This is a genomic window from Sphingomonas sp. IC081 (assembly GCF_006874585.1).
In the GTDB taxonomy this organism is placed as follows: domain Bacteria; phylum Pseudomonadota; class Alphaproteobacteria; order Sphingomonadales; family Sphingomonadaceae; genus Novosphingobium.
The window spans coordinates 2312999-2334825 of record NZ_CP029761.1 but is presented as its reverse complement, the minus strand read 5'-3'; the positions used below and the strand labels follow the sequence as shown (position 1 = coordinate 2334825).

Here is a 21827-nt window from a genome sequence, read left to right as displayed (position 1 = left end):
ATCGTGGTGCGCACCTGGCCTGTGCGGCAGCGATAGTTGCGTGTCTTTTGAACGGTTCGCGGAACTGCCTCTCTATAATTGTCCTTGGGTGCGACCCCACTCCGCAAGGAGAAAAAACGATGCAAGTTTCATCCACGACCGGCGCGATGGGCGCCATGTTCAATCCCCGGCAGGATATGGACGACAAGATCTCCACCGCGCTCAGCAGCGGGACGATCTCCGACACAGATGCCAGCGCGCTGGAATCGGCACTCGATTCGATCGGCAGTTCGCTGTCTTCGGACAGCTCGGCGGATTCGGGCAGCCGGCTCGATCCCTCGCAGATGAAGGATCGAATCAATTCGCTGATCGCGGATCAGGTGTCTTCGGGCACGCTGACCCAGGACCAGGCGAGCGAGTTGCAGTCCCTCTTTGCGCAGGGGCCTTCGGGTGCCGTGACGGCCGATGGCTCGGCGGCGGCCGGCGACGATGCGGCGCTCGGCGGCGTGCAGGGCGGCAGCGGCGGTATGGGCGGCCCGCAGGGCGCCGGTGGCCCGCCTCCCGGTCCGCCGCCTTCGGGTGCGGTCGGCGGTGCCGAAGAAACGGACGAAACCGAGGGAACCGAGGAAACGGACGAAACCGATGAGACCGATGAGACCGACGAGACGGATGATACCGATTCGACGGACGACACCGACGAGGCCGATTCCTCGAGCGAGGCGCGTGATGCGATTCTGGCCTTCCTCCAGAACCTGAAGGACGCGCAGGGTACTTCCAGTACCTATTCGGCTGCGGGCCTTGCCGAATCCACGCTGTCGGGCCTGATCGTCGATCAACTGGCCTGATTGGCTCAAATCGTGTAAAACTCCCTCCGGCGGGCCCTCGCTCCCGGCGGAGGGAGCTGCATCTGGCCTAAATGCGGCCAAGATTGCTTGCCTTGCGGGCCGGTTGGTGCTAGCGGCCCCCAACTTCGAGCCGACCTCGCAAGGGATTCGGCGAAATTCGTGTTTTCTCAAGGTACGTTCCGCGTCGGAATGCGGAAGTCGTGCTTTCGATTTGTGAGGTGTGTCGGTTTATGCAGATTCTCGTTCGCGACAACAACGTCGATCAGGCTCTCCGGGCTCTCAAGAAGAAGCTGCAGCGTGAAGGCGTTTACCGCGAAATGAAGCTGCGTCGCCACTTCGAGAAGCCCTCCGAAAAGCGTGCGCGCGAAAAGGCTGCTGCCGTTCGCCGCGCTCGCAAGCTGGAGCGCAAGCGTCTCGAGCGCGACGGCGTCAAGTAAGATACCCGTCGGATAGGGCGTGGGGTTTGTCCCCCACGCCTTGTGCGGTGCCGGCCCGCTCCCCCACGCGACCTCGTTCGTGCTTGTCGATAACGGGCAAGCCTCGAAAGGTCGGGTGAGGGAGCGGGCCGATGTCGTGTCCGGCGCTGGTGTTTTTGCTGCGCGTTCAGGAAACGATTCGTGCAAGCGGTAACGCGGCTTAATCGCTTGCTGGTTGCGTTTTCCTGATCCATGAGGGCGCGGACGAATCCCGCGCCCTTTTGCGCATCCGTGCCTTGCGCGCGTATCGCAGCCGCTGGGCGCCACAAGATAACCAGGAAGGCTCCATGACAGAGATCACCCGCGTCCCGCTGCAGCCGGTTGCCAAGGGCGCCGTAGCCAAGATCTGGATCGGTGTTGCCGCGCTCGCGCTTGCCGGCGCCGGCGTCGCTTACGCCACGCTGCCGCCTGCCGTCCATGTTTCGACGATCAAGGCCGGTTCGGGCGATTCGCCGACGCTCGATGACGTGGTGCTGATCAACTACAAGGGCACGCTGCCCGGCGGTAAGGTCTTCGACCAGCAGAAGGGTGTGCCGATGGCGCTGGCGGAAGTCGTTCCCGGCTTCGGCAAGGCGCTGGTGAAGATGCAGCGCGGCGGCAAATACGACGTCGAGATTCCCGCCGCGCTCGGTTACGGTGCCAAGGGTGCGGGCCCGATTCCGCCGAACACCGACCTGCAGTTCGAGATCGAGCTGATCGATTTCAAGAGCCGCGCCGAGATCGAGCGGCAGCAGCGTATCCTCCAGCAGCTTCAGCAGATGCAGATGCAGCAGGGCGGCGCGGCGGCCGGCGGCATGCCGGGTGGCGCGGCCCCCGAAGCCGCTCCGGCCCAGCCCTGATCGCGCGCCCGGTGAAGATCGCTTCTCTCGCGCTCGCTTCGCTGGCGGCGCTGGCGCTGCCGGTGGCGGCTCAGGCCGCGGCGAAGCCCGCTGCTCCGGCAGCCGCTCCGGCAGCAGCTCCGGCTCCGGCAGCGGCGCCTGCCGCACCCAAGGTCACGCTGGAAACGCTGACCAAGGGTGAGGGTGCCAGCCCCGGCCGCGATGACTTCGTGCTGATCGCCTACAAGGGCATGCTCAAGGACGGCACCGTGTTCGACCAGTCGGACGCGACGCCGATGCCGGTGGGCGAAGTCGTGCCCGGCTTTGCCGATGGCCTCGTGCAGATGCAGCGCGGCGGGTCCTACCGCCTGACGATCCCTTCGGCGCTTGGCTACGGTGCGGAAGCGTCCGGCCCGATCCCGGCCAATTCGGACCTCGTGTTCGAAGTCCAGCTGATCGACTGGAAGACCCGCGCCGAATTCGAGCAGATGATGGCGGCGGTTCAGGCCCAGCAGGAAGCGGCCGCTCCCGCCGATCCGCAGGCCCAGCAACCCAAGCAATAAGACATCGGCGGCCCTTTGCGGGTCGCTCGATGCTTGAAGCAATTCCGGCCGGGTGCTAGCGCCCCGGCCTGAACTTTCCGGTGCGCGGTTGCCGCGTGCCGGATTAATCGTGAAGGAAAGCCATGTCGGTCGATACCGCAACCGTTGCGAAGATCGCCAGCCTTGCCCGCATCAAGGTGAGCGAGGCTGAAATCGAGGCGATGGTCCCCGAACTCAACGGCATTCTCGCCTGGGTCGAGCAGCTTGGCGAGGTCGATACTTCGCAAGTCGAGCCGATGACCGCCGTCATCCCCAATACGCTGCGCCTGCGCGACGACGTGATCGATGCCGATCCGCTGACCGGCGGCGACAAGCGCGATGCCGTCCTGGCCAATGCTCCCGCCGCTGAACACGGTTTCTTCGGCGTGCCCAAGGTGATCGAATAAATGACTGATCTTACGGAACTTGGCGTCGCGCAGATCCGCGACGGTGTTGCCGGCGGCGACTTCACCGCCGTCGAAGTGGCCGAGGCGTTCAACGCCAACGTCGCTGCTGCGCAGGAAGCGCTGAACGCCTTCATCATCGCCACGCCGGAAAAGGCTGTCGAAGCCGCTGCCGCCACCGACGCCAAGCGTGCGCGCGGTGAAGCGCTGGGCAAGATGGGCGGCGTGCCGATCGGCATGAAGGACCTGTTCGCCACCTTCGACGTGCAGACCACCGCCGCCAGCCACATGCTGGAAGGCTTCAAGCCGCAGTACGAATCGACCGTCTCGCAGAAGCTGTGGGATGCAGGGGCAGGCATGCTGGGCAAGCTCAACCTCGACCAGTTCGCCATGGGCTCGTCTAACGAGACCAGCTATTTCGGCAACGTGATCTCGCCGTGGAAGCGCAACGACGGTGGCAATGCCGCGCTCGCGCCCGGCGGTTCCTCGGGCGGTTCCTCGGCCGCGCTCGCCGCGCGCCTCTGCCCGGCGGCGACCGGCACCGACACCGGTGGTTCGATCCGCCAGCCTGCCGCGTTCACCGGCACCACCGGCATCAAGCCGACCTACGGCCGCTGCTCGCGCTGGGGTGTGGTTGCTTTCGCCAGCTCGCTCGACCAGGCAGGCCCGATGGCCCGCTCGGTGCAGGACTGCGCGATCATGCTCGAAGCCATGGCCGGTTTCGACGCCAAGGATTCGACCAGCCTCGACCTCCCGGTGCCGAACTGGGAAGCCGCGCTTTCGGGCGACATGAAGGGCAAGAAGGTCGGCATTCCCAAGGAATACCGCGTCGATGGCCTGGACGCGGATGTCGCCAAGTCGTGGGATGACGGCATTGCCTGGCTGAAGGATGCGGGCGCCGAGATCGTCGAGATCTCGCTGCCGCACACCAAGTACGCGCTGCCGACCTACTACATCATCGCCCCTGCCGAAGCCTCGTCGAACCTCGCCCGCTATGACGGCGTGCGCTACGGCCTGCGCGACCTGCCGGACGGTGCGAACCTCCAGGACATGTACGCCGCGACCCGCGCCGCCGGTTTCGGCCCCGAGGTCAAGCGACGCATCCTGATCGGCACCTATGTGCTCTCGGCCGGTTTCTACGACGCCTACTACACGCAGGCCCAGAAGGTCCGCGCGCTGATCGCGCAGGACTTCGCGCATGCCTTCGAAGAGTGCGACGTGATCCTCGCGCCGACCGCGCCCAGCGCCGCCTTCGGCCTTGGCGAGAACGTCGACGATCCGCTGAAGATGTACCTCAACGACGTCTTTGCGGTGCCGGCCTCGCTCGCAGGTCTTCCGGCGATGTCGGTGCCCGCAGGCCTCAACCGTGAAGGTCTGCCGCTGGGTCTTCAGGTCATCGGCAAGGCGTTTGACGAACAGGGCGTGCTGAACGCCGGTCTCGCGCTGGAACAGCGCGCGCTGTTCGCGGCCAAGCCGGAGAAGTGGTGGTAAGCTGGTCGTTCCTTTTCGAACTGGTCAGTGGCATCGCAGAGGTGTGGCCGATCCGGGAGCCGAAAAGGGAAGACGACCGACCCGCAGCTCGGCGCAAAGTGCCGGAGCGGGAAACAAATGACGGGGCGAGGCAGCGGCATCGGCTGCTGCGTCGCCCCAGAAGTGGACCGAAACACGATGACTGAATCAACCTATCGCATCCAGGGCGCCACCGGTGACTGGGAGGTCGTGATCGGCCTCGAAGTCCACGCGCAGGTCACCTCGAACTCCAAGCTGTTCTCCAGTTCGGCCACCGCGTTCGGTGCCGAGCCGAACTCGCAGGTGTCGCTGATCGACGCGGCGATGCCGGGCATGCTGCCGGTTCCGAACCGCGAATGCATCCGTCAGGCCGTGCGCACCGGCATGGCGATCGAGGCGCAGATCAACAAGTGGTCGCGCTTCGACCGCAAGAACTACTTCTATGCCGACCTTCCGCAGGGCTACCAGATCAGCCAGCTCTACCACCCGCTGGTCGGCGAAGGCTCGCTGACCATCGAGGCGGACGAGAAGGCGGGCATTCCGGCCGACAAGGTGATCGGCATCGAGCGCATCCACGTCGAGCAGGACGCGGGCAAGCTGATGCACGATCAGCATCCGACGATGTCCTATGTCGATCTCAACCGCTCCGGCGTGGCGCTGATGGAAATCGTCAGCCGCCCGGACATGACCTCGCCCGCCGAGGCCGGTGCCTACGTGGCGAAGCTGCGCCAGATCCTGCGTTATGTCGGCTCGTGCGACGGCAACATGGACCAGGGCTCGATGCGCTGCGACGTCAACGTCTCGGTGCGCAAGCCCGGCGAGCCGTTCGGCACCCGTACCGAGACCAAGAACGTCAACTCCGTGCGCTTTGTCATGCAGACGATCGAGCACGAGGCCAGCCGTCAGGTCGACGTGCTGGAGAGCGGCGGCAAGATCGTGCAGGAAACCCGCCTGTTCGACCCGACCACCGGCTCGACGCGCTCGATGCGGTCGAAGGAAGACGCGCACGACTATCGCTACTTCCCCGATCCCGACCTGCTGCCGCTCGAACTCGACGATGCCTTCCTCGAGGAATGCCGCGCGAGCCTGCCCGAGCTGCCGGATGCCAAGCGCGCCCGCTATGTCGGCGAACTGGGCCTGTCTGCCTACAACGCCGCCGTGCTGACCGCCGATGTCGAGACGTTCGCGTGGTTCGAGGCGCTGCTGGCCGAGACCGCGTCGGCACAGGACAAGGCCCCGGCCGACGTCGCCAAGCAGGCCGCCAACTGGCTGATCTCGGAATTCTTCGGCGCGCTCAACAAGCTGGGCAAGAGCCTTGAGGATTCGCCGATCAGCCAGAGCCAAGCGGCGGAACTGCTGGCGCTGGTGGGCAAGGGCACGATCTCCGGCTCGATCGCCAAGCAGGTGCTCGAGACCATGTTCGAGACCGGCGACAATGCGGGCGTGATCGTCGAGCGCGAGGGCCTCAAGCAGGAATCGGATACCGGCGCCATCGAGGCCAAGGTCGACGAGATCCTCGCCGCCAATGCCGACAAGGTCGCCCAGTACAAGGACGGCAAGGTCGCGCTGTTCGGCTTCTTTGTCGGCCAGACGATGAAGGCCATGGCCGGCAAGGGCAATCCGCAGGTGGTGAACGAGATCCTGAAGGCCAAGCTGGGCTGAAATATATCACCAGAGTCAGGCCCAAGACTGCTTGAAGTCGGTAGAATTCCGTGATTGATCTCCCCCTGGCGTTCATTCGAACGTCAGGGGGAATTTATGCGACACAGGACTTTACTGGCGCTGGCCATGCTTACATGCGTCCAGCCGCTTGAGGGCGCTTTGGCCCAATCTACTTCAACCGAAGCGGTGGCGGCCGCATCGGTGGCCGCAAATACTTCCGTCACGATCGATAGCGTGACCGGATTGCCCATGCGCCGCTTCAGCGAGGCGGAAATCGCGGCCGTGGCGATGCCAAAAACCGCCTTTGTCGAAACGCCGCTCATCGAGGCGGACTATGACAAGTATTTCTATTTCCAGCGCCCCGATACCAGCTTCGACGAGGCCTATGCCGACATCATCGAGTGTGACGCGCTGAGCAGCGGCGCCAGCTACTATGGCGGCGGTGATTTTGGCTCGACGGCGGCCTTCGCGCAGTACGGCGTGTTGCCGAGCGCGATCGGCGGCGCCATCGGTTCGGTGATTGCCGATGCCGTGTTCGGCTCGGCGGTGCGCCGCCAGATGCGCCGCACCAACTTGCGCAATTGCATGGGCTTCAAGGGGTACGACCGCTACGGATTGGAGAAGGACTTGTGGCAGGACTTCAATTTCGAGGAAGGACTGGACCGCGAGAACGCCAAGAACCGGGCCGAGGCACTGCTCAAGCAGGCGCGCGTGGCGTCGGGACCGGCACCGCAGCAGAAGGCGCTGGGCCTGTGATGCGCGCGCGTCTTGCATTCGCGGCCGCGCTGTCGCTGGCCGGTCTGGCTTCGCCCGCACTCGCCGACAAGGATCCGCCTCCCGCGCCGACCCTGGCCATCGAGGAGAAGAATCTCGTTTCCGGCAAGTACAAGATCGATCCCGCCCAGGGGTACATCTTCCTGCGTACGGATGGGCGGAGCAACGGCGCCTTCGTGCGCATTCCCGACGAGCAGGACCTTGCCGATTATACGGCTGTATTCGAAAGGTCCTTTGCGAAGGCCGTCAAGACTTACGAGAGCCAGGCGGCGGGTTACGAGAAGGCGGTCACCTTTGCCCAGCAGCGCAACCTGATCGTGCCGCTCAAGCCGGTCAAACCCGAGCGTGAGACGTTCTCGGTGGGGGACATCGGGCAGCGCACCCTGGTGAACGTGGGGCCAATGTACGCGTTCTCGAAGAATGCGGCCACGGATGAATACAGCTATCTGCAGCTGGTGAAGCCGGGCACCTACATCTATTACGGCCCTGTCTTTGTCGCGGCCAATGGGGTGGGCAGCGGCGTCTGCTTCTGCATGGGATCGGTGCGTTTCGAGGTGAAGGCCGGGCAGATCACGGATCTTGGCGACTTCCTCACAGTCGCCCCCGACCAGACGGCGCAGGTGCCCTCGGACATGGATCCCAAGCTTGTTTCCCGCCTCCATGGACCGGGAACGCCGCGTTACGGATTGCCTGCCTCGCTGGCGGCCTACCCGTCGGCCAAGGCCGAGTTCCACGCGAGCGGCAAGCTCAACAACTTCTACGGGTTGACGGTGTCGCGCATGCAGCCGGTGCCCGGCGTGCTCGCCTATCAGCGTGACGTTGCGATCGATGTGGTCAGCGGCGAACGTGTCGTGCTCGGCTTCCCGCGGCCAATGCCCGGAGCGGCTGCAGCGCCGAACAGCGGCGGTGGGCAGCCCTGATCCTGCCGTAACCGACAAAAACAGGCCCGGAAGCAAAGATCTGCTTCCGGGCCTGTTTGCTTGCCGCGTGCAGGGTCGCTCAGCCGACCTTGGTGCCGGTGAGCTGCATCGTGCCGAAGAAGCCGGCCTTGATCGTGCCGGTGAGCTCGGTGCCCTCGACGCTCGCCTTGCAGTCGAGGTCGATCGGCATCGGCGAGGTCATCTTCATCTTCCAGCTCAGCTGGTTGCCGCTGATCCTGCCGTCGCGCAGTTCCATCGTGCCGAGATCGCCGGTGATCTGGCCGGTGAAGGTGTCACCCTCGGGCACGATGGTGAGCGTGCCCTTCTGGTGGCCCATCGGCGTCTTGGTCGAGCATTGGTAGGTTCCGCCGAGCGACATCATGTTCTCCTGTTCGTTGCCGGGCGGTTCATTCCGATTCGTCGCCCGTTGCTGCCGGTGCCTGCTGGATTTCGATCGGCAGGCCAAGCCCCTTGAGCTGGGGTTCCACGACCTTGCGGTCGCCCACCACGACAAAGACCAGCCCCTTGGGGCGCAAGTACTGGCTGGCGGCCGCCGCCACCGCCGGTTCGCCGATGCCGCGATACTTGGCGGCGAGCGAGACATAGTAGTCCTCCGGGCGGCCGAGGCGATCGTTCTGGCGGATCGCGCCGGCCATCTGTGCGTTGGTTTCGAACAGGTTGGGAAGCTGGCGGATGGCGCCGTCGGTCACGCGCTGGAATTCCTCGGCGGTGATGGCGCTGGTGGCCGGATAGGCGCCCATATCGGCAATGATCGCCTTGATCGCGGCACCGGTCTTGTCGGACTGGACCGGGGCCGAGAGGGTGAAGGCGCTGGGGCCGACCGGCTGGCTGACGCGGCTGTAGACGCCGTAGGACCAGCCCTTTTCTTCGCGCAGGTCCTTGTTGAGGCGCGAGAGGAAGCCGCCGCCCAGCACTTCGTTGGCGAGTTGCAGCGCTTCGGTGTCGGGCGTGCGGCCGGACAGCGGCAGCACCCGGCCGGCGACGATCACCGACTGGGGCGAATGCGGGCGGTCGATCAGCACGATGCGCGGCTGCTGGGCGGCGATCGGGGCGGTGATCGGCTTGGCCGGCGCCGGGGTGGCCGGTGCCTGCCAGGTGCCGAAAGCACGCTCGAGCAGCGGTTTGAGCTCGTCCATGGTCACGTCGCCCACCACGGTGATGCGGGCGAGATCAGGGCGCAGCCACTTGTCGTGCGCGGCCTTGAGCGCGGCGGGGGTCAGCGCGGCCAGGCTGGCGGTCTGGCCCAGGCCGTCGCTCGGCTGGGCGTAAGGGTGGCTGCCGTAGAGCGCGCTGCCGAGTGCGCGCCGCGCGAGCCCGGCGGGCGTGGACTGGGCCTGCGCCAGCGCGGCTTCGGCCTGCACTTTCACCCGCTCCACTTCGGCGGGGGCAAAGGCGGGATGGCGCACGACATCGGCGAGCAGGTCGACCGAGGGACTGAGATTGGCGGTCAGCGCGGACAGCGTCGCACTGGAGGTGTCGAGCGATCCGTCGATGGAAATGCTGGCGCCGAGCCGTTCCTGCGCCTCGGCGATCTGGGTCGCATCGAGGTGCTCGGTGCCCTGGTCGAGCATCGCGAGCATGAGCCCTTGCGTGCCGGGCGTGTCGAGCGCGTCGGCTGCGTAACCGGCGTCGAAGTCGACGGTCAGCACCAGTTTGGGCACGGCGGTGCGGCGGGCGAGCACGATGGGAATGCCGTTGGACAGGGTTGCTCGCTCGATCGCGGGGAAGGCCAGCGCGCCGACCGGGGCCACCGGCGGGGCCGAGATCTTCGGCGCGGGCGGCAGCGCGGGGGCGGGCCGCTTGGCATCGGGCCTGGGCGCCGGGGTCTTGTCCTCGTCGCCCCAGCCGCCGAGCTTGGCGCCGTCCATCGTGCGTTCGCCCGGCACGATGTCGAGCGCATAGACGGGACGCGAGAGCCACGTGTTCATCGCCGCCTTGATCTTGGCAGGCGTGAGGGCGGCCATCGCCGCCAGGTCATGCTTGTACTTGGCGGGATCGTTGGAATAGGCCTGACCTTCCGCCAGCGTGGCGCCCTTGCCGTCGAAGCTGCCGACGCGTTCGAGGCCGCCGATCTCCTCCGACAGCGTGCTCATGACCGAGCGGCGCACTTCGTCCTCGGTCGGTCCGTCGCGCAGGAAGTCGGCCAGCACCTTGTCGAAGGCGGCATTGGCGCGGGCGCGGTCGACGCCGGGCTTCACTTGCATGCCCATGCTGAGGAAGCTCATGTCCTCCTCGACCTGGGCGGAAGCGGAAGCGCCTACTGCGAGCTGCTGGCCGCGCACCAGTTCGTTGGCGAGGCGCGAGCTGGCGAGGCCGCCGAGGATGTCCATGCCCACTTCGAGGGCCGGGGCATCGGCATCGTTGAGGCCGGGGCCGGTCCAGTTGCGGGTGAGGTAGGTGAGCGGAACCTGATCGGCGATCTCGCGGTGGAGCGGGGCGGGCAGGGTGACCGGCCCTGCGGTGACCGGCGCGACGTCAGGGCCGCGCGGGATCTGGCCGAACCACTTCTCGACCAGCGGCCTGGCGGTCGCCGCGTCGATGTCGCCGGTCAGCACGAGCACGGCGTTGTTGGGGCCGTAATGGTCGGTGAACCAGGCGCGCACGTCGCCGAGGCTGGCGGCATCGAGGTCGGCCATCGAGCCGATGGTGGTGTGGCGATAGGGGTGGCCGACCGGCAGCAGGCCGTCGTTCAGCGCGTACTCGAACAGCCCGTAGGGCTGGTTGTCGCCCTGGCGTTTCTCGTTCTGGACAACGCCCCGCTGCTTGTCGAGCTTGTCCTGGGTGACGGCGGGCAGCAGGTGGCCCATGCGGTCGCTCTCGAGGAACATCGCCAGCGGCAGCGCGCCGGTGGGCACGGTCTCGACGTAGTTGGTGCGATCGTAGGAGGTCGATCCGTTGCTCGAGGTGGAGCCGGCGGCGTCGAGCGGTACGTCGAAGTCGGGCACATTGGCGGAGCCGCCGAAGAACAGGTGTTCGTAAAGGTGGGCAAAGCCGGTCTTGCCGCGCGGTTCGTTCTTGGAGCCGACGTGGAAGTAGAGCGTGACGCCTACGATCGGCGCCTTGCGGTCGGTGTGGACGATCGTGGTGAGGCCGTTGGCCAGCACGAACTTCTCGTAGGGGATGTCCACCCTGGAGACGAGAGCGGCCGGGGAGGCCGCCGCCTCGGCCATCGCCGCGTCGGCAGCGGATACGACATCGCGTGCCGCCGCGCGGGTATCCGCGGCCGACGCCGGCGGGCTGGAGGCATTCGTGGTCGCGCAGGCGGAGACAAGAAGGGCGGTGGCAAGCGCAGTGGCGCTGGAACGAGAGGCAAGTCGCATGACCCAAGGTCTATCACGTTGATCGCGGCTGACCAGAGTTTCAATCGCTTGGAAGGCAACGGCGCTCGACCGGCGTCGTCGCCTTGCGCAAAATCGGATCAGCCGCGCCGGAAGATCTGCCCCGAATCGAAGCGGGTGATGCGCCATTCGCCATCGGCATCGCGGCGGCATTCCATCTTCACGTCGGCCACGGCCAGCGGGTCGCAATAGGTGTCGAACGGTCCCTCGCCGGCGGCGGCGAAGAACACCAGCAGGTAGCCGACGCTGGCCTTGTCCGCATCGTCGAACGAGACCCGCAGCGAGGTGATGATGTGGCGCATCGTCATCAGTCCGGCGCCGGCACGCAGGGCTTCGGCACGGCCCTGGTAGAAGGCTTCGACCGCCTGCAGTCCTTCGCGCCATTCGCCGCCGACATTGTAGGCGACGTCTTCGGCCAGGACGTCCGCCTTTCGCATTTCGAGGCCGTTGTGGATGTCGAGTTCGTCGCCCCATTCATAGACGACCTGCTTGATCGCCAGCACGTCCGCAGCCTGTTGGGGGGTGAATTTCGCCACTGTCGATGCCTCTTCCGGTTGGTCTGGTTGTGGGCGCAGAGGCTATGCAAGGGTTGCTCCCGCGCCAAGCCTTCCTTGCACGAGCGGCGCGTTCAACGCCCCGGCGACGCGGCGGTGTTCGACCGGGTGCGAACGCCTGCGGTCGATTGGCACTGGCAATCGCGTGGGGCGCTCCCATCTAAGGGCCGTCCCGGGGCGATTCGATCGAGGCAATTGTGCGAAATCAATGCGAAACCCGCGGTTTCCCGACATTCTGAAAATCTTCAGAGAGGCACTTGTGTTGCATATATGCAACACTATATAATCGAGGTCAGGAGGCATTCACGACCATGAATCTCGAAAAGTTTACCGACCGGGCCAAGGGGTTCCTTCAGGCGGCGCAGACCGTTGCGATCCGCATGAACCATCAGCGCATCGGCCCCGATCACATCCTCAAGGCCCTGCTGGAAGACGGCGAGGGCATGGCCTCGGGCCTGATCCAGCGTGCGGGCGGCAATGCCGCGTTCGCGCAGCAGGAAGTCGACAAGGCGCTGGCCAAGGTTCCGGCGGTGTCCGGCAGCGGTGCGCAAAGCACGCCCGGGCTGGACAACGACGCCGTGCGCGTGCTGGACCAGGCCGAGCAACTGGCCACCAAGTCGGGCGACAGCTTTGTCACCGTGGAGCGCATGCTGCTGGCGCTGGCGCTCGCCACCACGACCTCGGCCGGGCAGGCGCTCAAGGCGGCCAATCTCACCCCGCAGGCGCTGGAAGCAGCGATCACCGAACTGCGCGGCGGCCGCACGGCGGACAGCGCCGGCGCGGAAAACGCCTATGACGCGATGAAGAAGTACGCACGCGATCTCACGCAGGCGGCACGCGACGGCAAGCTCGATCCGGTCATCGGCCGTGACGAGGAAATCCGCCGCACCGTGCAGATCCTTGCCCGTCGCACCAAGAACAACCCCGTCCTCATCGGCGATCCCGGCGTCGGCAAGACTGCCATCGCCGAGGGCCTTGCCCTGCGCATCGCCAATGGCGACGTGCCCGACAGCCTCAAGGGCCGCAGCCTGATGGCACTCGACATGGGCGCGCTGATCGCGGGCGCCAAGTATCGCGGCGAGTTCGAGGAACGCCTCAAGGCCGTGCTCGACGAAGTGAAGGGCGCGGAAGGGCAGATCATCCTGTTCATCGACGAGATGCACACGCTGATCGGCGCGGGCGCCTCCGAAGGCTCGATGGACGCGGGCAACCTGCTCAAGCCCGCGCTCGCGCGCGGCGAACTGCACTGCATCGGCGCCACCACGCTCGACGAGTACCAGAAGTACGTCGAGAAGGACGCCGCCCTGCAGCGCCGTTTCCAGCCGGTCTTCGTGGGTGAGCCGACGGTCGAGGACACCATCTCGATCCTGCGCGGCCTCAAGGAGAAGTATGAGCTGCACCACGGCGTGCGGATCACCGACGGTGCCATCGTGGCGGCGGCGACGCTCTCCAATCGGTACATCACTAACCGCTTCCTGCCCGACAAGGCGATCGACCTCATGGACGAGGCGGCCAGCCGCATCCGCATGGAAGTGGAAAGCAAGCCCGAGGAGATCGAGAAGCTCGACCGCCGCATCATCCAGCTCAAGATCGAGGAAATGGCGCTCGGCAAGGAGACCGACGAGGCATCGAAGGATCGGCTCGCCACCCTGCGCGAGGAACTGGCGAATCTCGAACAGCAGTCGAGCGAGCTGACCACCCGCTGGCAGAACGAGCGCGACAAGATCGCAGCCGAGGGCAAGATCAAGGAGCAGCTCGAAGCGGCCCGCGTGGAGCTGGAGCAGGCCCAGCGTTCGGGTGATCTCGCCAAGGCGGGCGAGCTGTCCTACGGCACGATCCCCGCGCTTGAAAAGCAGCTGGCCGAGGCGCAGGCCCAGGCCGGAAACGCGCTGCTGCGCGAGGAAGTGACCGAGGACGACATTGCCGGCGTCGTCAGCCGCTGGACCGGCGTGCCGGTCGACAAGATGCTGGAAGGCGAGCGCGAGAAGCTCCTCAAGATGGAGGAAGTGATCGGTGCGCGCGTGATCGGCCAGAAGGATGCGGTCTCGGCCGTGTCCAAGGCGGTGCGCCGCGCCCGTGCGGGGCTGCAGGACCCGAACCGGCCGCTCGGCTCGTTCCTGTTCCTCGGCCCGACGGGTGTCGGCAAGACCGAACTGACCAAGGCGCTGGCCGGCTTCCTGTTCGACGACGACAGCGCGATGGTCCGCATCGACATGTCGGAGTTCATGGAGAAGCACGCGGTGTCCCGCCTGATCGGCGCGCCTCCGGGCTATGTCGGTTACGACGAGGGCGGCGTGCTGACCGAAGCCGTGCGGCGCCGGCCCTATCAGGTCGTGCTGTTCGACGAAGTCGAGAAGGCGCATCCGGACGTGTTCAACGTGCTGCTGCAAGTGCTCGACGATGGCCGCCTGACCGACGGGCAGGGCAGGCTGGTGGACTTCACCAACACGCTGATCATCCTGACCAGCAACCTCGGCAGCCAGTACCTTGCCGGGCTGGACGAAGGGCAGGACGTGGAGACGGTCGAGCCGCAGGTGATGGAAGTGGTGCGCGGGCATTTCCGGCCCGAGTTCCTCAACCGTCTCGACGAGATCGTGCTGTTCCACCGGCTGGGGCAGGAGCACATGGGCCCGATCGTCGACATCCAGGTGGCGCGCGTGCAGAAGCTGCTCAAGGACCGCAAGATCGTGCTCGACCTCACCGATGCGGCCAAGCGCTGGCTGGGCCGGGTGGGTTACGATCCGGTCTACGGCGCGCGTCCGCTGAAGCGGGCGGTGCAGCGCTACTTGCAGGACCCGCTGGCCGAGAAGCTGCTCGGCGGCGAGATCCCCGACGGTTCCCACGTCCGGATCGACGATGGCGACGGGGCGCTGGCGATCAGCGTCGACTGATCGACCGGCAAGGATAGCCCAGAAACGAACAGGCGGGGGCCGGGCGCATCAGCGTCCGGCCCCTATCTCCGTTCAGGCGATCAGTTCAGGCGATCAGTTCACGCGGTGTGCCTTCATGGCGCGGATCGTCTCGAAGCGTGCCCAGTAGGAGCCGAGCGCGGCTTTCTCGAGTTCGATCGTCTGGCCGGAAGCGGGCATGCGCGCGGTGCCGAGGGGATCGTTGGTCTGCCATTCGGCGCCGTCGGAAAGACGGAACCAGATCTTGCCGTTGGCGATCTGTTTGACCGCTACCAGCGTGCTCTGGATCTTGTTGACCTGTTCGCCGGCGGCTTCCTCTTCATTGCCGCCGAACAGCCCGATGCGGGGAAGCGAGAACCCGAAGAGCGAACGACGGATTTCCTTCACCCCTTCATTGTCGATGACGCGCAGCTTTCCGGAATCGACGGACTGGGCAAACACCGCGCTTTCGCGGTCGAAACAGGCGAGCCGCTCGGCGTCCGACGCGATCGACCGGCAGGTTTCCAGCCTCTGAAGATCGGGCGGCGCGGCCGTGGGAGCATCCTTCGCCGCTCCCGCCTCCGGGAGCAGGAGGCCCAGGCACAGGCCTCCGAGCGAAAGAACGGACAAAAGGCTGTTGCCCCCGATGCGCATGACCTGGTGTGCTCCCTGTATCGTTGAGACTGGCGATGTGCCTACAGCAGGGCGCCGCATTTGCAAAACCGCGCTTGGGGAATCCTGGCGCCTCGTTTGCGCTGCGGTGTGCATTGCGGTGACAGGGCCGGACCGGGCACGGACTTTGAGTTTCAAGGAAAAAGGCCCGCCGCATGAAGCGGAGGGCCTTTTGCTTCCGGTCGTCCTGACCAAGGTCTTGGGGCTGTTGATCCGATTGCATCGGATGAGCTGCCCCAAGATTTCGGTTTCACGCGTTTTCCGGGTCATCAGGTGATTCCCCCTGATGAGAAAACGCCTTAGCCGTTCGGATTCATCCCGGCGCGGTTGCGGGTGATCAGGTCGTCCGCGTCCTGGCTCTGCTGTTCGCGGATGGCACGCCATTCCGCATTGGTCTTGCAGATGCGCTTCTTGACCACGAGCGAGCCGGTTTCCGTCAGCTGCTTGCAGCGGACGGCGTTGGGGGCATTGCGGTCGGGCTTGGGCGGATTATCCGCAAGTGCCGGCATGGCCACGACAGCCAGGCCGGTCAAGAGGATGGCTTTGAGTACTTTCATGAAACAACTCCTTGGAGATCAAGAGACCGTTCGAGGCTTCCGCCAATTCGCGTGCTGTCTTCCCGGATCAGATCGCGGGCAGCGCCTGTCTGTCGGACTTTGTCTTGCTGTCGTCAGCCGTAGCGTAGAATTGCTGTAATAACATCTGCTCCGCAAGGGACAAATGCGGATTCCAGACGTCAAATATCAAAACGACCCGCAAATGATCGCTGTCGTTCCAGGCTTCGTGTTCTATCGTGTCGTCGAAGGCGAAGGCCGCGCCTTCGCGCCAGCTCCGGGTCTCTCCGCCGACCCGGAAACCGCAACCGGGCGGAACGATCAGGGGCAGGTGGATGATGGCGCGGCTGTTGGTCACCCCGGTATGGGGCGGGATCCGGCTGCCGGGTTTCAGCAGCGAGAAAAACGCCGAGGGCGTGCGGCCGGGGATGTCCGGGCGGGGGATCGCTTCCAGCGCGGCGGCCGTCTGCGGGCAGGCATCGCATACCGCGTCGTTGCGCTTGCCATATTCCCAGAGGAACACCGCGCCCCAGTCGAGCGACTGGTCGAGCGCGGTCCACTTGTTCTGCGGTGTTCCCGCCTCCTGCTGCAGGTAAGGGCGCACATCCTTGCCGCTCCCGGCCATCAGTGCCAGGAATTCGCTGCGGATGGCCTCGGTTTTTGCCTCCAGGTCGCTCATCCAGGCAAAGTGCTTGCGGTCGAAGAATTCGTCGGCCGGCAGGAACGGATAGTGCAGTCCCGAGCAGTGGTTCTGGAACAAGGTGCGGCGGTTGAATTCGCGGTCGAGGCAGGCCTGGAAACGGCGGCGGGTCGTTTCGTCGGCCCCGCTCAGTTGGTCGGCCAGACCCGCTTCGACATAGGCGGCGAAATCGGCCTTGTGCGCCTGGAGGAAGCGCTTGCCCTGTTCGAGCATTTCGGCGAGTCCGGGCGGAATGTCGGCAAGCCCGGCCGTGAGTGCGAGCACCTTGCCCCAGGTGTCGGCCGCATCCTGCCGTTCGTCCAGCCTTTGCTGCAACTGGCCCATGCGGATCTGCGCCATGAGGTTGCGCTGGTCGATGGCGATCGCCTGGCGCAGCGCCGCGCGTTCGCCTTCGCTATCGTCCCGTCCGCGCTCGGCCGAGGCAAGGTTCATCCAGAGCGCGGCTTCGCCGGGATCGCTCTGCGCCGCACCCCGGAAATGCTCGCGGGCTGCGGCAAAGTCCTTGCCGTCGAGCGCGATCAGGCCGAGCAGGTTGAGCGCCTGCGGCATGCCGGGTTGATGTTGCAGCGCTTCTTCCAGCTTGCTGCGGGCTTCTTGCACCTGCCCGGTCTGGCGTGCCTGCACGGCTTGTTGAAACAGGCGTGTGACGATCGTGTTCATGTAAGTCCCCCCGCCCCGTCAGGGGCTGATGACACGATCGCTAGCACAAGTTTCCGCGCGGGCAACGGGCAGAATCGGAGCGCTCTTGTAAGGCGGGAAGACGCGTGCGAAGGCTGATAGGGATGACCGATACCCAGCTGCAGATCCGCGATGTCGTGAAGGATGCCCAATGGTTGGCGCACCGCTACGATCCAGGACACGACGCCTTTCATTTTCACCGGCTGCCGCGCGCGGGCCACGGCCAGATTCCGTTCCTGACCGATGAACATCTGGGCGATCAGGGGCGCCTGGTGCTGCGCCGTGCCGACGTCATGGCCCATGCACCGGCAGCCGCGCCGCTCCATTTCGTGTTCCATTCGGCCTATTGTTGCTCGACCCTGCTGGCTGCGGCTTTCGACAGTCCCGGGCTGTCGATCGGCCTCAAGGAGCCGACGCTGCTCAACGACATCGTCGGCTGGCGCCATCGCGGTGCCAAGGGGCCTGATGTGGCGCGGGTGCTGGACCACAGCCTGCACATGCTGGCGCGGCCGTTCGGCCCCGCAGAGGCGGTTGTCGTCAAGCCGTCCAACGTGGTCAATGCGCTGATCCCGGGGATTCTGGCGCTACGGCCGCAGGCGCGGGCCTTGCTGCTTCACGCGCCGCTGGAGACCTATCTCGCCTCGATCGCGCGCAAGGGCATGTGGGGGCGCCTGTGGGTGCGCGACCTGTTCCAGAAGCTGGAGCTTGAAGGCATGCTGGCGCCGCTCGGTCTGGCGCGCGAGCAGTACCTCGGGTTGACCGATATTCAGGTGGCGGCGGTGGGCTGGCTGGCGCAGCAGCGCCAGTTCGAAGCACTGACCGCGCAATACGGCGACCGGGTGGCGACGCTCGATAGCGAAGTCCTGGTGGCCCGGCCGATCGATGCGCTTGTCGCGCTGGCCGGACTGTTTTCGGTGCCGATGTCGCGCGAGACGATCTCGGAGATTGTCGGCGGCCCGATCTTCACGCGCGATGCCAAGAACGGTGCGTCCTTCGAGGCGGGGCAGCGGGAACGGCAGGCGAGGGAAGGGCTGCGGGTGCACGGCGAGGAAATCGAGAAGGTCGCCCATTGGGCTTCCGTGCTCGCGGCGAATGCCGGTGTGCCGATGACCCTGTCGCGGCCGCTTCTGGCTTAGGCAGTGCGCGCGCGCCCGCCTCGGGGAGCGCGCGGTGCCACGACGTGAGGACAAAAAAGGGCCGGTGTTTCCACCGGCCCTTTCCTTTTGGCTTAGCGCACAGATCAGAAGTTGAACTTCAGAGCCGCGGCGTAACGACGACCCAGGGTGTCGTAGGTCGACGGGTAGACGTTACCGCTGTTGTAGGCGGTGGCGCCGATCGTCGAACCGACAACCTTGGGCTTGGTGTCGAGCAGGTTCTGCACCGTCAGCGTCAGCGTCAGGTTTTCGTTCAGGTGAACACGGCCCGACAGGTCGAAGTAGCTCTTGGCCGGAATCTTGCGGTATTCCGGATTGACCATGCAGCCACCGGCGTCGGCGCCTTCCGGATCGGGGCAAGGCAGCGCCGAGGCCGGCTTGCCTTCGTTTGCGGCTAGGGCAGCGGCCAGATCGTCGGCATAGGCGGCCGGTTCATAGGTGACCTTGTCGATGTAGCGCCACAGGAGCGACACGTCGAAGTCCTTGAACGACAGCGTGGTACGTTCGGAGAACTGCCATTCGGGCTGAATGGAAGCGCAGTTGACCGAGTAGTAGCCGACGCAGTCACGGTTGATCGAGGAAGGCGAAGCCTTGAACTTCGAGCTGCCGGTCCAGTTGCCGTTCAGAGCGAGCGAGAGCTGGGCGAAGCCGAGGTCATGACCGTAGTTGACCGTGAAGTCGATGCCGTCGGTCTTGAGCGTACCCTGGTTGGTGAGACCCAGGAACAGGCCCGGCGTGGTCGCGGCTTCACCGATCAGGTTACCCGATGCGGGGTCGCGCCGGATGATGGTGCAAGCTTCCTTGGTGGCGCTGGCGGCGGTCAGGTTGTCGAAGCAGGCGCTGATCGCGTCGCCCGGGGTGGGCGAGGTGATCGCGTCGGTGACCTTGATGTTGTAGTAGTCAACCGTTGCCGAGAAGCCGGGCAGGAAGTCCGGCTGGAACACGGCGCCGAGCTTCCAGCTGTTCGACTTTTCGGGCTTCAGCGCAAGGTTGCCGCCCGAAGTGGCGTTGACCTGGCCGGCCGGATCGCTCTCGATCAGGCCGAGGTAGGCGCCGCCGCCCTGTGCGGTGCAGACCGCGGCCAGGTTGGCGTTGGTCAGCGGAGCGCTGCCGGCGCAAGGATCGACGGCAAGGTTGGTCAGGCCGGTGTTGTTCGGCGCGAACAGTTCCGCGATGTTGGGCGCGCGCACGGCGTGCGCATAGTTACCACGGATCTTGAAGGCGCGGACAGGTGCCCAGGTGCCGCCAACGTTCCAGGTCCAGGTGTTGTAGCCCGGCTTGCCCGGGGCATCGACGGTGTAGCTCGAGTAACGAGCGCCGCCCTGAGCCGTCAGTTCTTCGAAGAACGGCTTGTCCTGGACGATCGGCACGACGAGTTCGCCGTAGGCTTCGTAGACGTCGTAGCCGCCCGAGATGTTCGGCGACGCGCCGCCCGAACCGCCAAGGTCACCCGACTGCGACAGGAGATCGGATTCCTGCGAAGCGGTGTACTTGCGGTATTCGGCACCGATAGCGAAAGCGACGCTGTCGCTGGCCCAGGGAACGTTCCAGCCGATGTCACCGTTGATCAGGCCGCGGACCTGCGCGAGCGAGGTCTTGGTGACGACCTGGCTGTTGGCGGTGAGGTACTGGTTCATCGCGTCGGTGATCGAGCCGTCGGGGCCGAACACGTTGAGCGGGACGCAGTCATCCGAACCGTCGAGGCAGGTGTCGGTGTTGGTGGCGAGCAGCGCGTTGCGGACGCGGCTGTTCAGCCAGTAGCCCTTCTGGGTCTGGATGTTTTCGGATTCGCCGTAGGCGCCCGAAACGTCCCAGTTGATCGAGTCGGTGATGCCGCCGCGAGCACCGGCCTTGTAGTCGAAGAAGGTGGTGGAGAATTCCGAGACGCGCGGACCGAATTCGGTGGCACGACGGTAGAGACCGGTCGTCACCGTGCGGTAGTTCGGATCGTTCGGGTCGGTCGCCACGGCAGCGGCGTCGCATTCCGCCTGGCTGTAGAGCGGGGTGTAGACACCGGCAGCCGTGTCCATGTCGCGGGCGCAGAAGGCATTGCGCTGCGCAGCGGTCATGTACGGGTTGCTGAGCGGGATCACGACCGAGAGGCCGCTGAACGAGCCCGAGGGCGCGATGATGGTCTTGACGGTGTTCTTCGAGAAGATGCCGCGCGTGTAGACTTCGACCGCGTCGCTCACTTCGTACTTGGCCTGGCCGAACATGTTGAAACGTTCGAACGGCGTCTGGAAGATGTTGTACGGGTTGAAGTTGAACGCGTCGAAGGCGCTGGTGGTGCGGAAGCCGGTGCCGTCAGCGGTGACCTGGCGGGTGCCGTTGCCGTTGTCGACGCCCAGGGCGTTGACGTTGCTGAAGCGCGACGGGCTCGAGGTGCCCGAGCCGCTGATGGCGCCCGAGTACGAGTCGATGCTCGAAGCGGCGAAGCCGCGGTCACCCTGGTAGACCGGGTCCGACTGCTGGTAGCCGACCGCGAAGACCACGTTGCCCTTGCCGTCGTCGAAGTCCGCACCCATGGTCAGGTCGGCGCGCACGTAGGCACCGTCACCGCGTTCGGTGATCTGGTTCGAGACGTTGGCTTCCAGGCCCGTGAAGTCGGACTTGACGATGAAGTTGACGACACCCGAGATGGCGTCCGCACCGTAAGTGGTGGACGCGCCGCCGGTCAGAACGTCAACGCGTTCCACCAGGGCGACGGGGATGTTGTTAAGGTCGAAACGGCCGTTCAGTTCTGCCGGGACCAGACGGTCGCCGTTGAGCAGCACGAGGTTGCGGTTGGAACCCAGGCCGCGCAGGTTGACGAACGAAGCGCCGCCGTTGCCGTTGTTGACGGCCGAGCCGACGCTGGGAACGATGCCGGGGATTTCACGCAGAATGTCTTCTGCAGTGTTGCTCTGCTTCAGTTCGATCTGGTCTGCCGTGGTGGTCAGAACCGGGTTCGACTGCAGGTTCGGGTTACGGATCAGCGAGCCGGTAACGACGATTTCCTGTGCGGGGTTGGCGGCGGCTGCATCAGCCTCGGCGTCCTGCGCGTAGGCGCCGGTCGTGCCGATGGCGAACGCGGCGACGCAGGTCGCGCTGCGAAGAGCAGCCTTTTTCAGAGTGGTGTTCACGTTGGTGTGTCCCTTGTTGCTTTCGTCCGCCCACCAATGAAGCGTGACCAATCTCTGGTGGGCGACCCGGATGCAGGCAGCCTGACGCCGGAAAGCGTATTACTGCCATGAAGGTTTTGTTGCGCCGGGAGGGGTATGTTTCAATGCAATTTGCCATGCGGCGCAATTTGGCTGCAAT

18 protein-coding genes are annotated in these 21827 nt (G+C 65.4%); 11 read left to right on the top strand and 7 right to left on the bottom strand.

Annotated elements, in window-relative coordinates; translation table 11 throughout:
- Positions 1–119 precede the first annotated feature (119 nt).
- From DM450_RS11180 to DM450_RS11140, 9 genes are all read left to right on the top strand, one after another.
- Complete coding sequence (locus DM450_RS11180; RefSeq protein ID WP_142634835.1) at positions 120–824, top strand: hypothetical protein; 705 nt, start codon at positions 120–122, stop codon at positions 822–824.
- Between the two features lie 230 nt (positions 825–1054).
- On the top strand, positions 1055–1261 hold the full coding sequence (gene rpsU / locus DM450_RS11175; protein WP_132386556.1) for a 30S ribosomal protein S21: 207 nt from the start codon (positions 1055–1057) through the stop codon (positions 1259–1261).
- 326 nt (positions 1262–1587) lie between these two features.
- Positions 1588–2139, top strand: a complete 552-nt coding sequence (locus tag DM450_RS11170; RefSeq protein WP_142634833.1) for an FKBP-type peptidyl-prolyl cis-trans isomerase — start codon at positions 1588–1590, stop codon at positions 2137–2139.
- An 11-nt stretch (positions 2140–2150) separates the two neighbouring features.
- Positions 2151–2681 (top strand): FKBP-type peptidyl-prolyl cis-trans isomerase, encoded by a 531-nt coding sequence (locus DM450_RS11165; RefSeq protein WP_260609801.1) that lies wholly within the window; start codon positions 2151–2153, stop codon positions 2679–2681.
- Between the two features lie 122 nt (positions 2682–2803).
- Entirely contained in the window at positions 2804–3106 is a 303-nt protein-coding gene (gene gatC / locus DM450_RS11160; RefSeq protein ID WP_021234714.1) for an Asp-tRNA(Asn)/Glu-tRNA(Gln) amidotransferase subunit GatC, read from the top strand.
- Positions 3107–4594 carry an Asp-tRNA(Asn)/Glu-tRNA(Gln) amidotransferase subunit GatA gene (gene gatA / locus DM450_RS11155; RefSeq protein ID WP_142634831.1) on the top strand — a complete coding sequence of 496 codons (1488 nt, stop codon included), beginning with the start codon at positions 3107–3109 and terminating at the stop codon, positions 4592–4594.
- A gap of 177 nt (positions 4595–4771) precedes the next feature.
- Entirely contained in the window at positions 4772–6274 is a 1503-nt protein-coding gene (gene gatB, locus DM450_RS11150) for an Asp-tRNA(Asn)/Glu-tRNA(Gln) amidotransferase subunit GatB (protein ID WP_142634829.1), read from the top strand.
- 234 nt (positions 6275–6508) lie between these two features.
- Positions 6509–7030, top strand: a complete 522-nt coding sequence (locus DM450_RS11145; RefSeq protein WP_142634828.1) for a hypothetical protein — start codon at positions 6509–6511, stop codon at positions 7028–7030.
- Positions 7030–7968 (top strand): hypothetical protein, encoded by a 939-nt coding sequence (locus tag DM450_RS11140; protein ID WP_142634827.1) that lies wholly within the window; start codon positions 7030–7032, stop codon positions 7966–7968. The genes DM450_RS11145 and DM450_RS11140 overlap by 1 nt, the downstream gene beginning before the upstream one ends.
- A 79-nt stretch (positions 7969–8047) precedes the next feature.
- Here DM450_RS11140 and DM450_RS11135 read toward each other — a convergent pair whose 3' ends face one another.
- The 3 genes from DM450_RS11135 to DM450_RS11125 all read right to left on the bottom strand — a co-directional run bounded on the left by DM450_RS11135 (position 8048) and on the right by DM450_RS11125 (position 11863).
- Positions 8048–8347, bottom strand: a complete 300-nt coding sequence (locus DM450_RS11135) for a hypothetical protein (protein WP_142634826.1) — start codon at positions 8345–8347, stop codon at positions 8048–8050.
- A 28-nt stretch (positions 8348–8375) separates the two neighbouring features.
- Complete coding sequence (locus DM450_RS11130) at positions 8376–11309, bottom strand: M16 family metallopeptidase (RefSeq protein ID WP_142634825.1); 2934 nt, start codon at positions 11307–11309, stop codon at positions 8376–8378.
- Between the two features lie 98 nt (positions 11310–11407).
- The gene (locus DM450_RS11125) at positions 11408–11863 is read right to left on the bottom strand and encodes a nuclear transport factor 2 family protein (RefSeq protein WP_142634824.1); all 456 of its coding nucleotides are present in this window, start codon (positions 11861–11863) and stop codon (positions 11408–11410) included.
- 329 nt (positions 11864–12192) lie between these two features.
- Between DM450_RS11125 and clpB the strand changes: the two genes are divergently transcribed.
- Positions 12193–14772 carry an ATP-dependent chaperone ClpB gene (gene clpB, locus DM450_RS11120; protein WP_142634823.1) on the top strand — a complete coding sequence of 860 codons (2580 nt, stop codon included), beginning with the start codon at positions 12193–12195 and terminating at the stop codon, positions 14770–14772.
- A gap of 93 nt (positions 14773–14865) precedes the next feature.
- Here clpB and DM450_RS11115 read toward each other — a convergent pair whose 3' ends face one another.
- The 3 genes from DM450_RS11115 to DM450_RS11105 all read right to left on the bottom strand — a co-directional run bounded on the left by DM450_RS11115 (position 14866) and on the right by DM450_RS11105 (position 17355).
- The gene (locus tag DM450_RS11115) at positions 14866–15711 is read right to left on the bottom strand and encodes a hypothetical protein (RefSeq protein WP_142634822.1); all 846 of its coding nucleotides are present in this window, start codon (positions 15709–15711) and stop codon (positions 14866–14868) included.
- A gap of 29 nt (positions 15712–15740) precedes the next feature.
- The gene (locus DM450_RS11110) at positions 15741–15998 is read right to left on the bottom strand and encodes a hypothetical protein (RefSeq protein ID WP_142634821.1); all 258 of its coding nucleotides are present in this window, start codon (positions 15996–15998) and stop codon (positions 15741–15743) included.
- Between the two features lie 67 nt (positions 15999–16065).
- Positions 16066–17355 carry an aspartyl/asparaginyl beta-hydroxylase domain-containing protein gene (locus DM450_RS11105; protein WP_142634820.1) on the bottom strand — a complete coding sequence of 430 codons (1290 nt, stop codon included), beginning with the start codon at positions 17353–17355 and terminating at the stop codon, positions 16066–16068.
- A gap of 122 nt (positions 17356–17477) precedes the next feature.
- On the opposite strand from DM450_RS11105, the gene DM450_RS11100 reads away from it, so the two are divergent.
- A complete protein-coding gene (locus tag DM450_RS11100) occupies positions 17478–18509 on the top strand; it encodes a hypothetical protein (protein ID WP_142634819.1) in 1032 nt (343 codons plus the stop codon).
- Positions 18510–18613: 104 nt separating this feature from the next.
- On the opposite strand, the gene DM450_RS11095 is transcribed toward DM450_RS11100, so the two are convergent.
- The gene (locus tag DM450_RS11095; protein WP_142634818.1) at positions 18614–21649 is read right to left on the bottom strand and encodes a TonB-dependent receptor domain-containing protein; all 3036 of its coding nucleotides are present in this window, start codon (positions 21647–21649) and stop codon (positions 18614–18616) included.
- Positions 21650–21827: the final 178 nt, after the last annotated feature.

Excerpts from the sequence above, each read along its gene's own strand:
- DM450_RS11180 (WP_142634835.1), top strand. The coding sequence starts at position 120 with ATGCAAGTTTCATCCACGACCGGCGCGATGGGCGCCATGTTCAATCCC.
- rpsU (WP_132386556.1), top strand. The coding sequence starts at position 1,055 with ATGCAGATTCTCGTTCGCGACAACAACGTCGATCAGGCTCTCCGGGCT.
- DM450_RS11170 (WP_142634833.1), top strand. The coding sequence starts at position 1,588 with ATGACAGAGATCACCCGCGTCCCGCTGCAGCCGGTTGCCAAGGGCGCC.
- gatC (WP_021234714.1), top strand. The coding sequence starts at position 2,804 with ATGTCGGTCGATACCGCAACCGTTGCGAAGATCGCCAGCCTTGCCCGC.
- gatA (WP_142634831.1), top strand. The coding sequence starts at position 3,107 with ATGACTGATCTTACGGAACTTGGCGTCGCGCAGATCCGCGACGGTGTT.
- gatB (WP_142634829.1), top strand. The coding sequence starts at position 4,772 with ATGACTGAATCAACCTATCGCATCCAGGGCGCCACCGGTGACTGGGAG.
- DM450_RS11140 (WP_142634827.1), top strand. The coding sequence starts at position 7,030 with ATGCGCGCGCGTCTTGCATTCGCGGCCGCGCTGTCGCTGGCCGGTCTG.
- DM450_RS11135 (WP_142634826.1), bottom strand. The coding sequence starts at position 8,347 with ATGTCGCTCGGCGGAACCTACCAATGCTCGACCAAGACGCCGATGGGC.
- DM450_RS11130 (WP_142634825.1), bottom strand. The coding sequence starts at position 11,309 with ATGCGACTTGCCTCTCGTTCCAGCGCCACTGCGCTTGCCACCGCCCTT.
- clpB (WP_142634823.1), top strand. The coding sequence starts at position 12,193 with ATGAATCTCGAAAAGTTTACCGACCGGGCCAAGGGGTTCCTTCAGGCG.
- DM450_RS11115 (WP_142634822.1), bottom strand. The coding sequence starts at position 15,711 with ATGACCCGGAAAACGCGTGAAACCGAAATCTTGGGGCAGCTCATCCGA.
- DM450_RS11110 (WP_142634821.1), bottom strand. The coding sequence starts at position 15,998 with ATGAAAGTACTCAAAGCCATCCTCTTGACCGGCCTGGCTGTCGTGGCC.
- DM450_RS11105 (WP_142634820.1), bottom strand. The coding sequence starts at position 17,355 with ATGAACACGATCGTCACACGCCTGTTTCAACAAGCCGTGCAGGCACGC.
- DM450_RS11100 (WP_142634819.1), top strand. The coding sequence starts at position 17,478 with ATGACCGATACCCAGCTGCAGATCCGCGATGTCGTGAAGGATGCCCAA.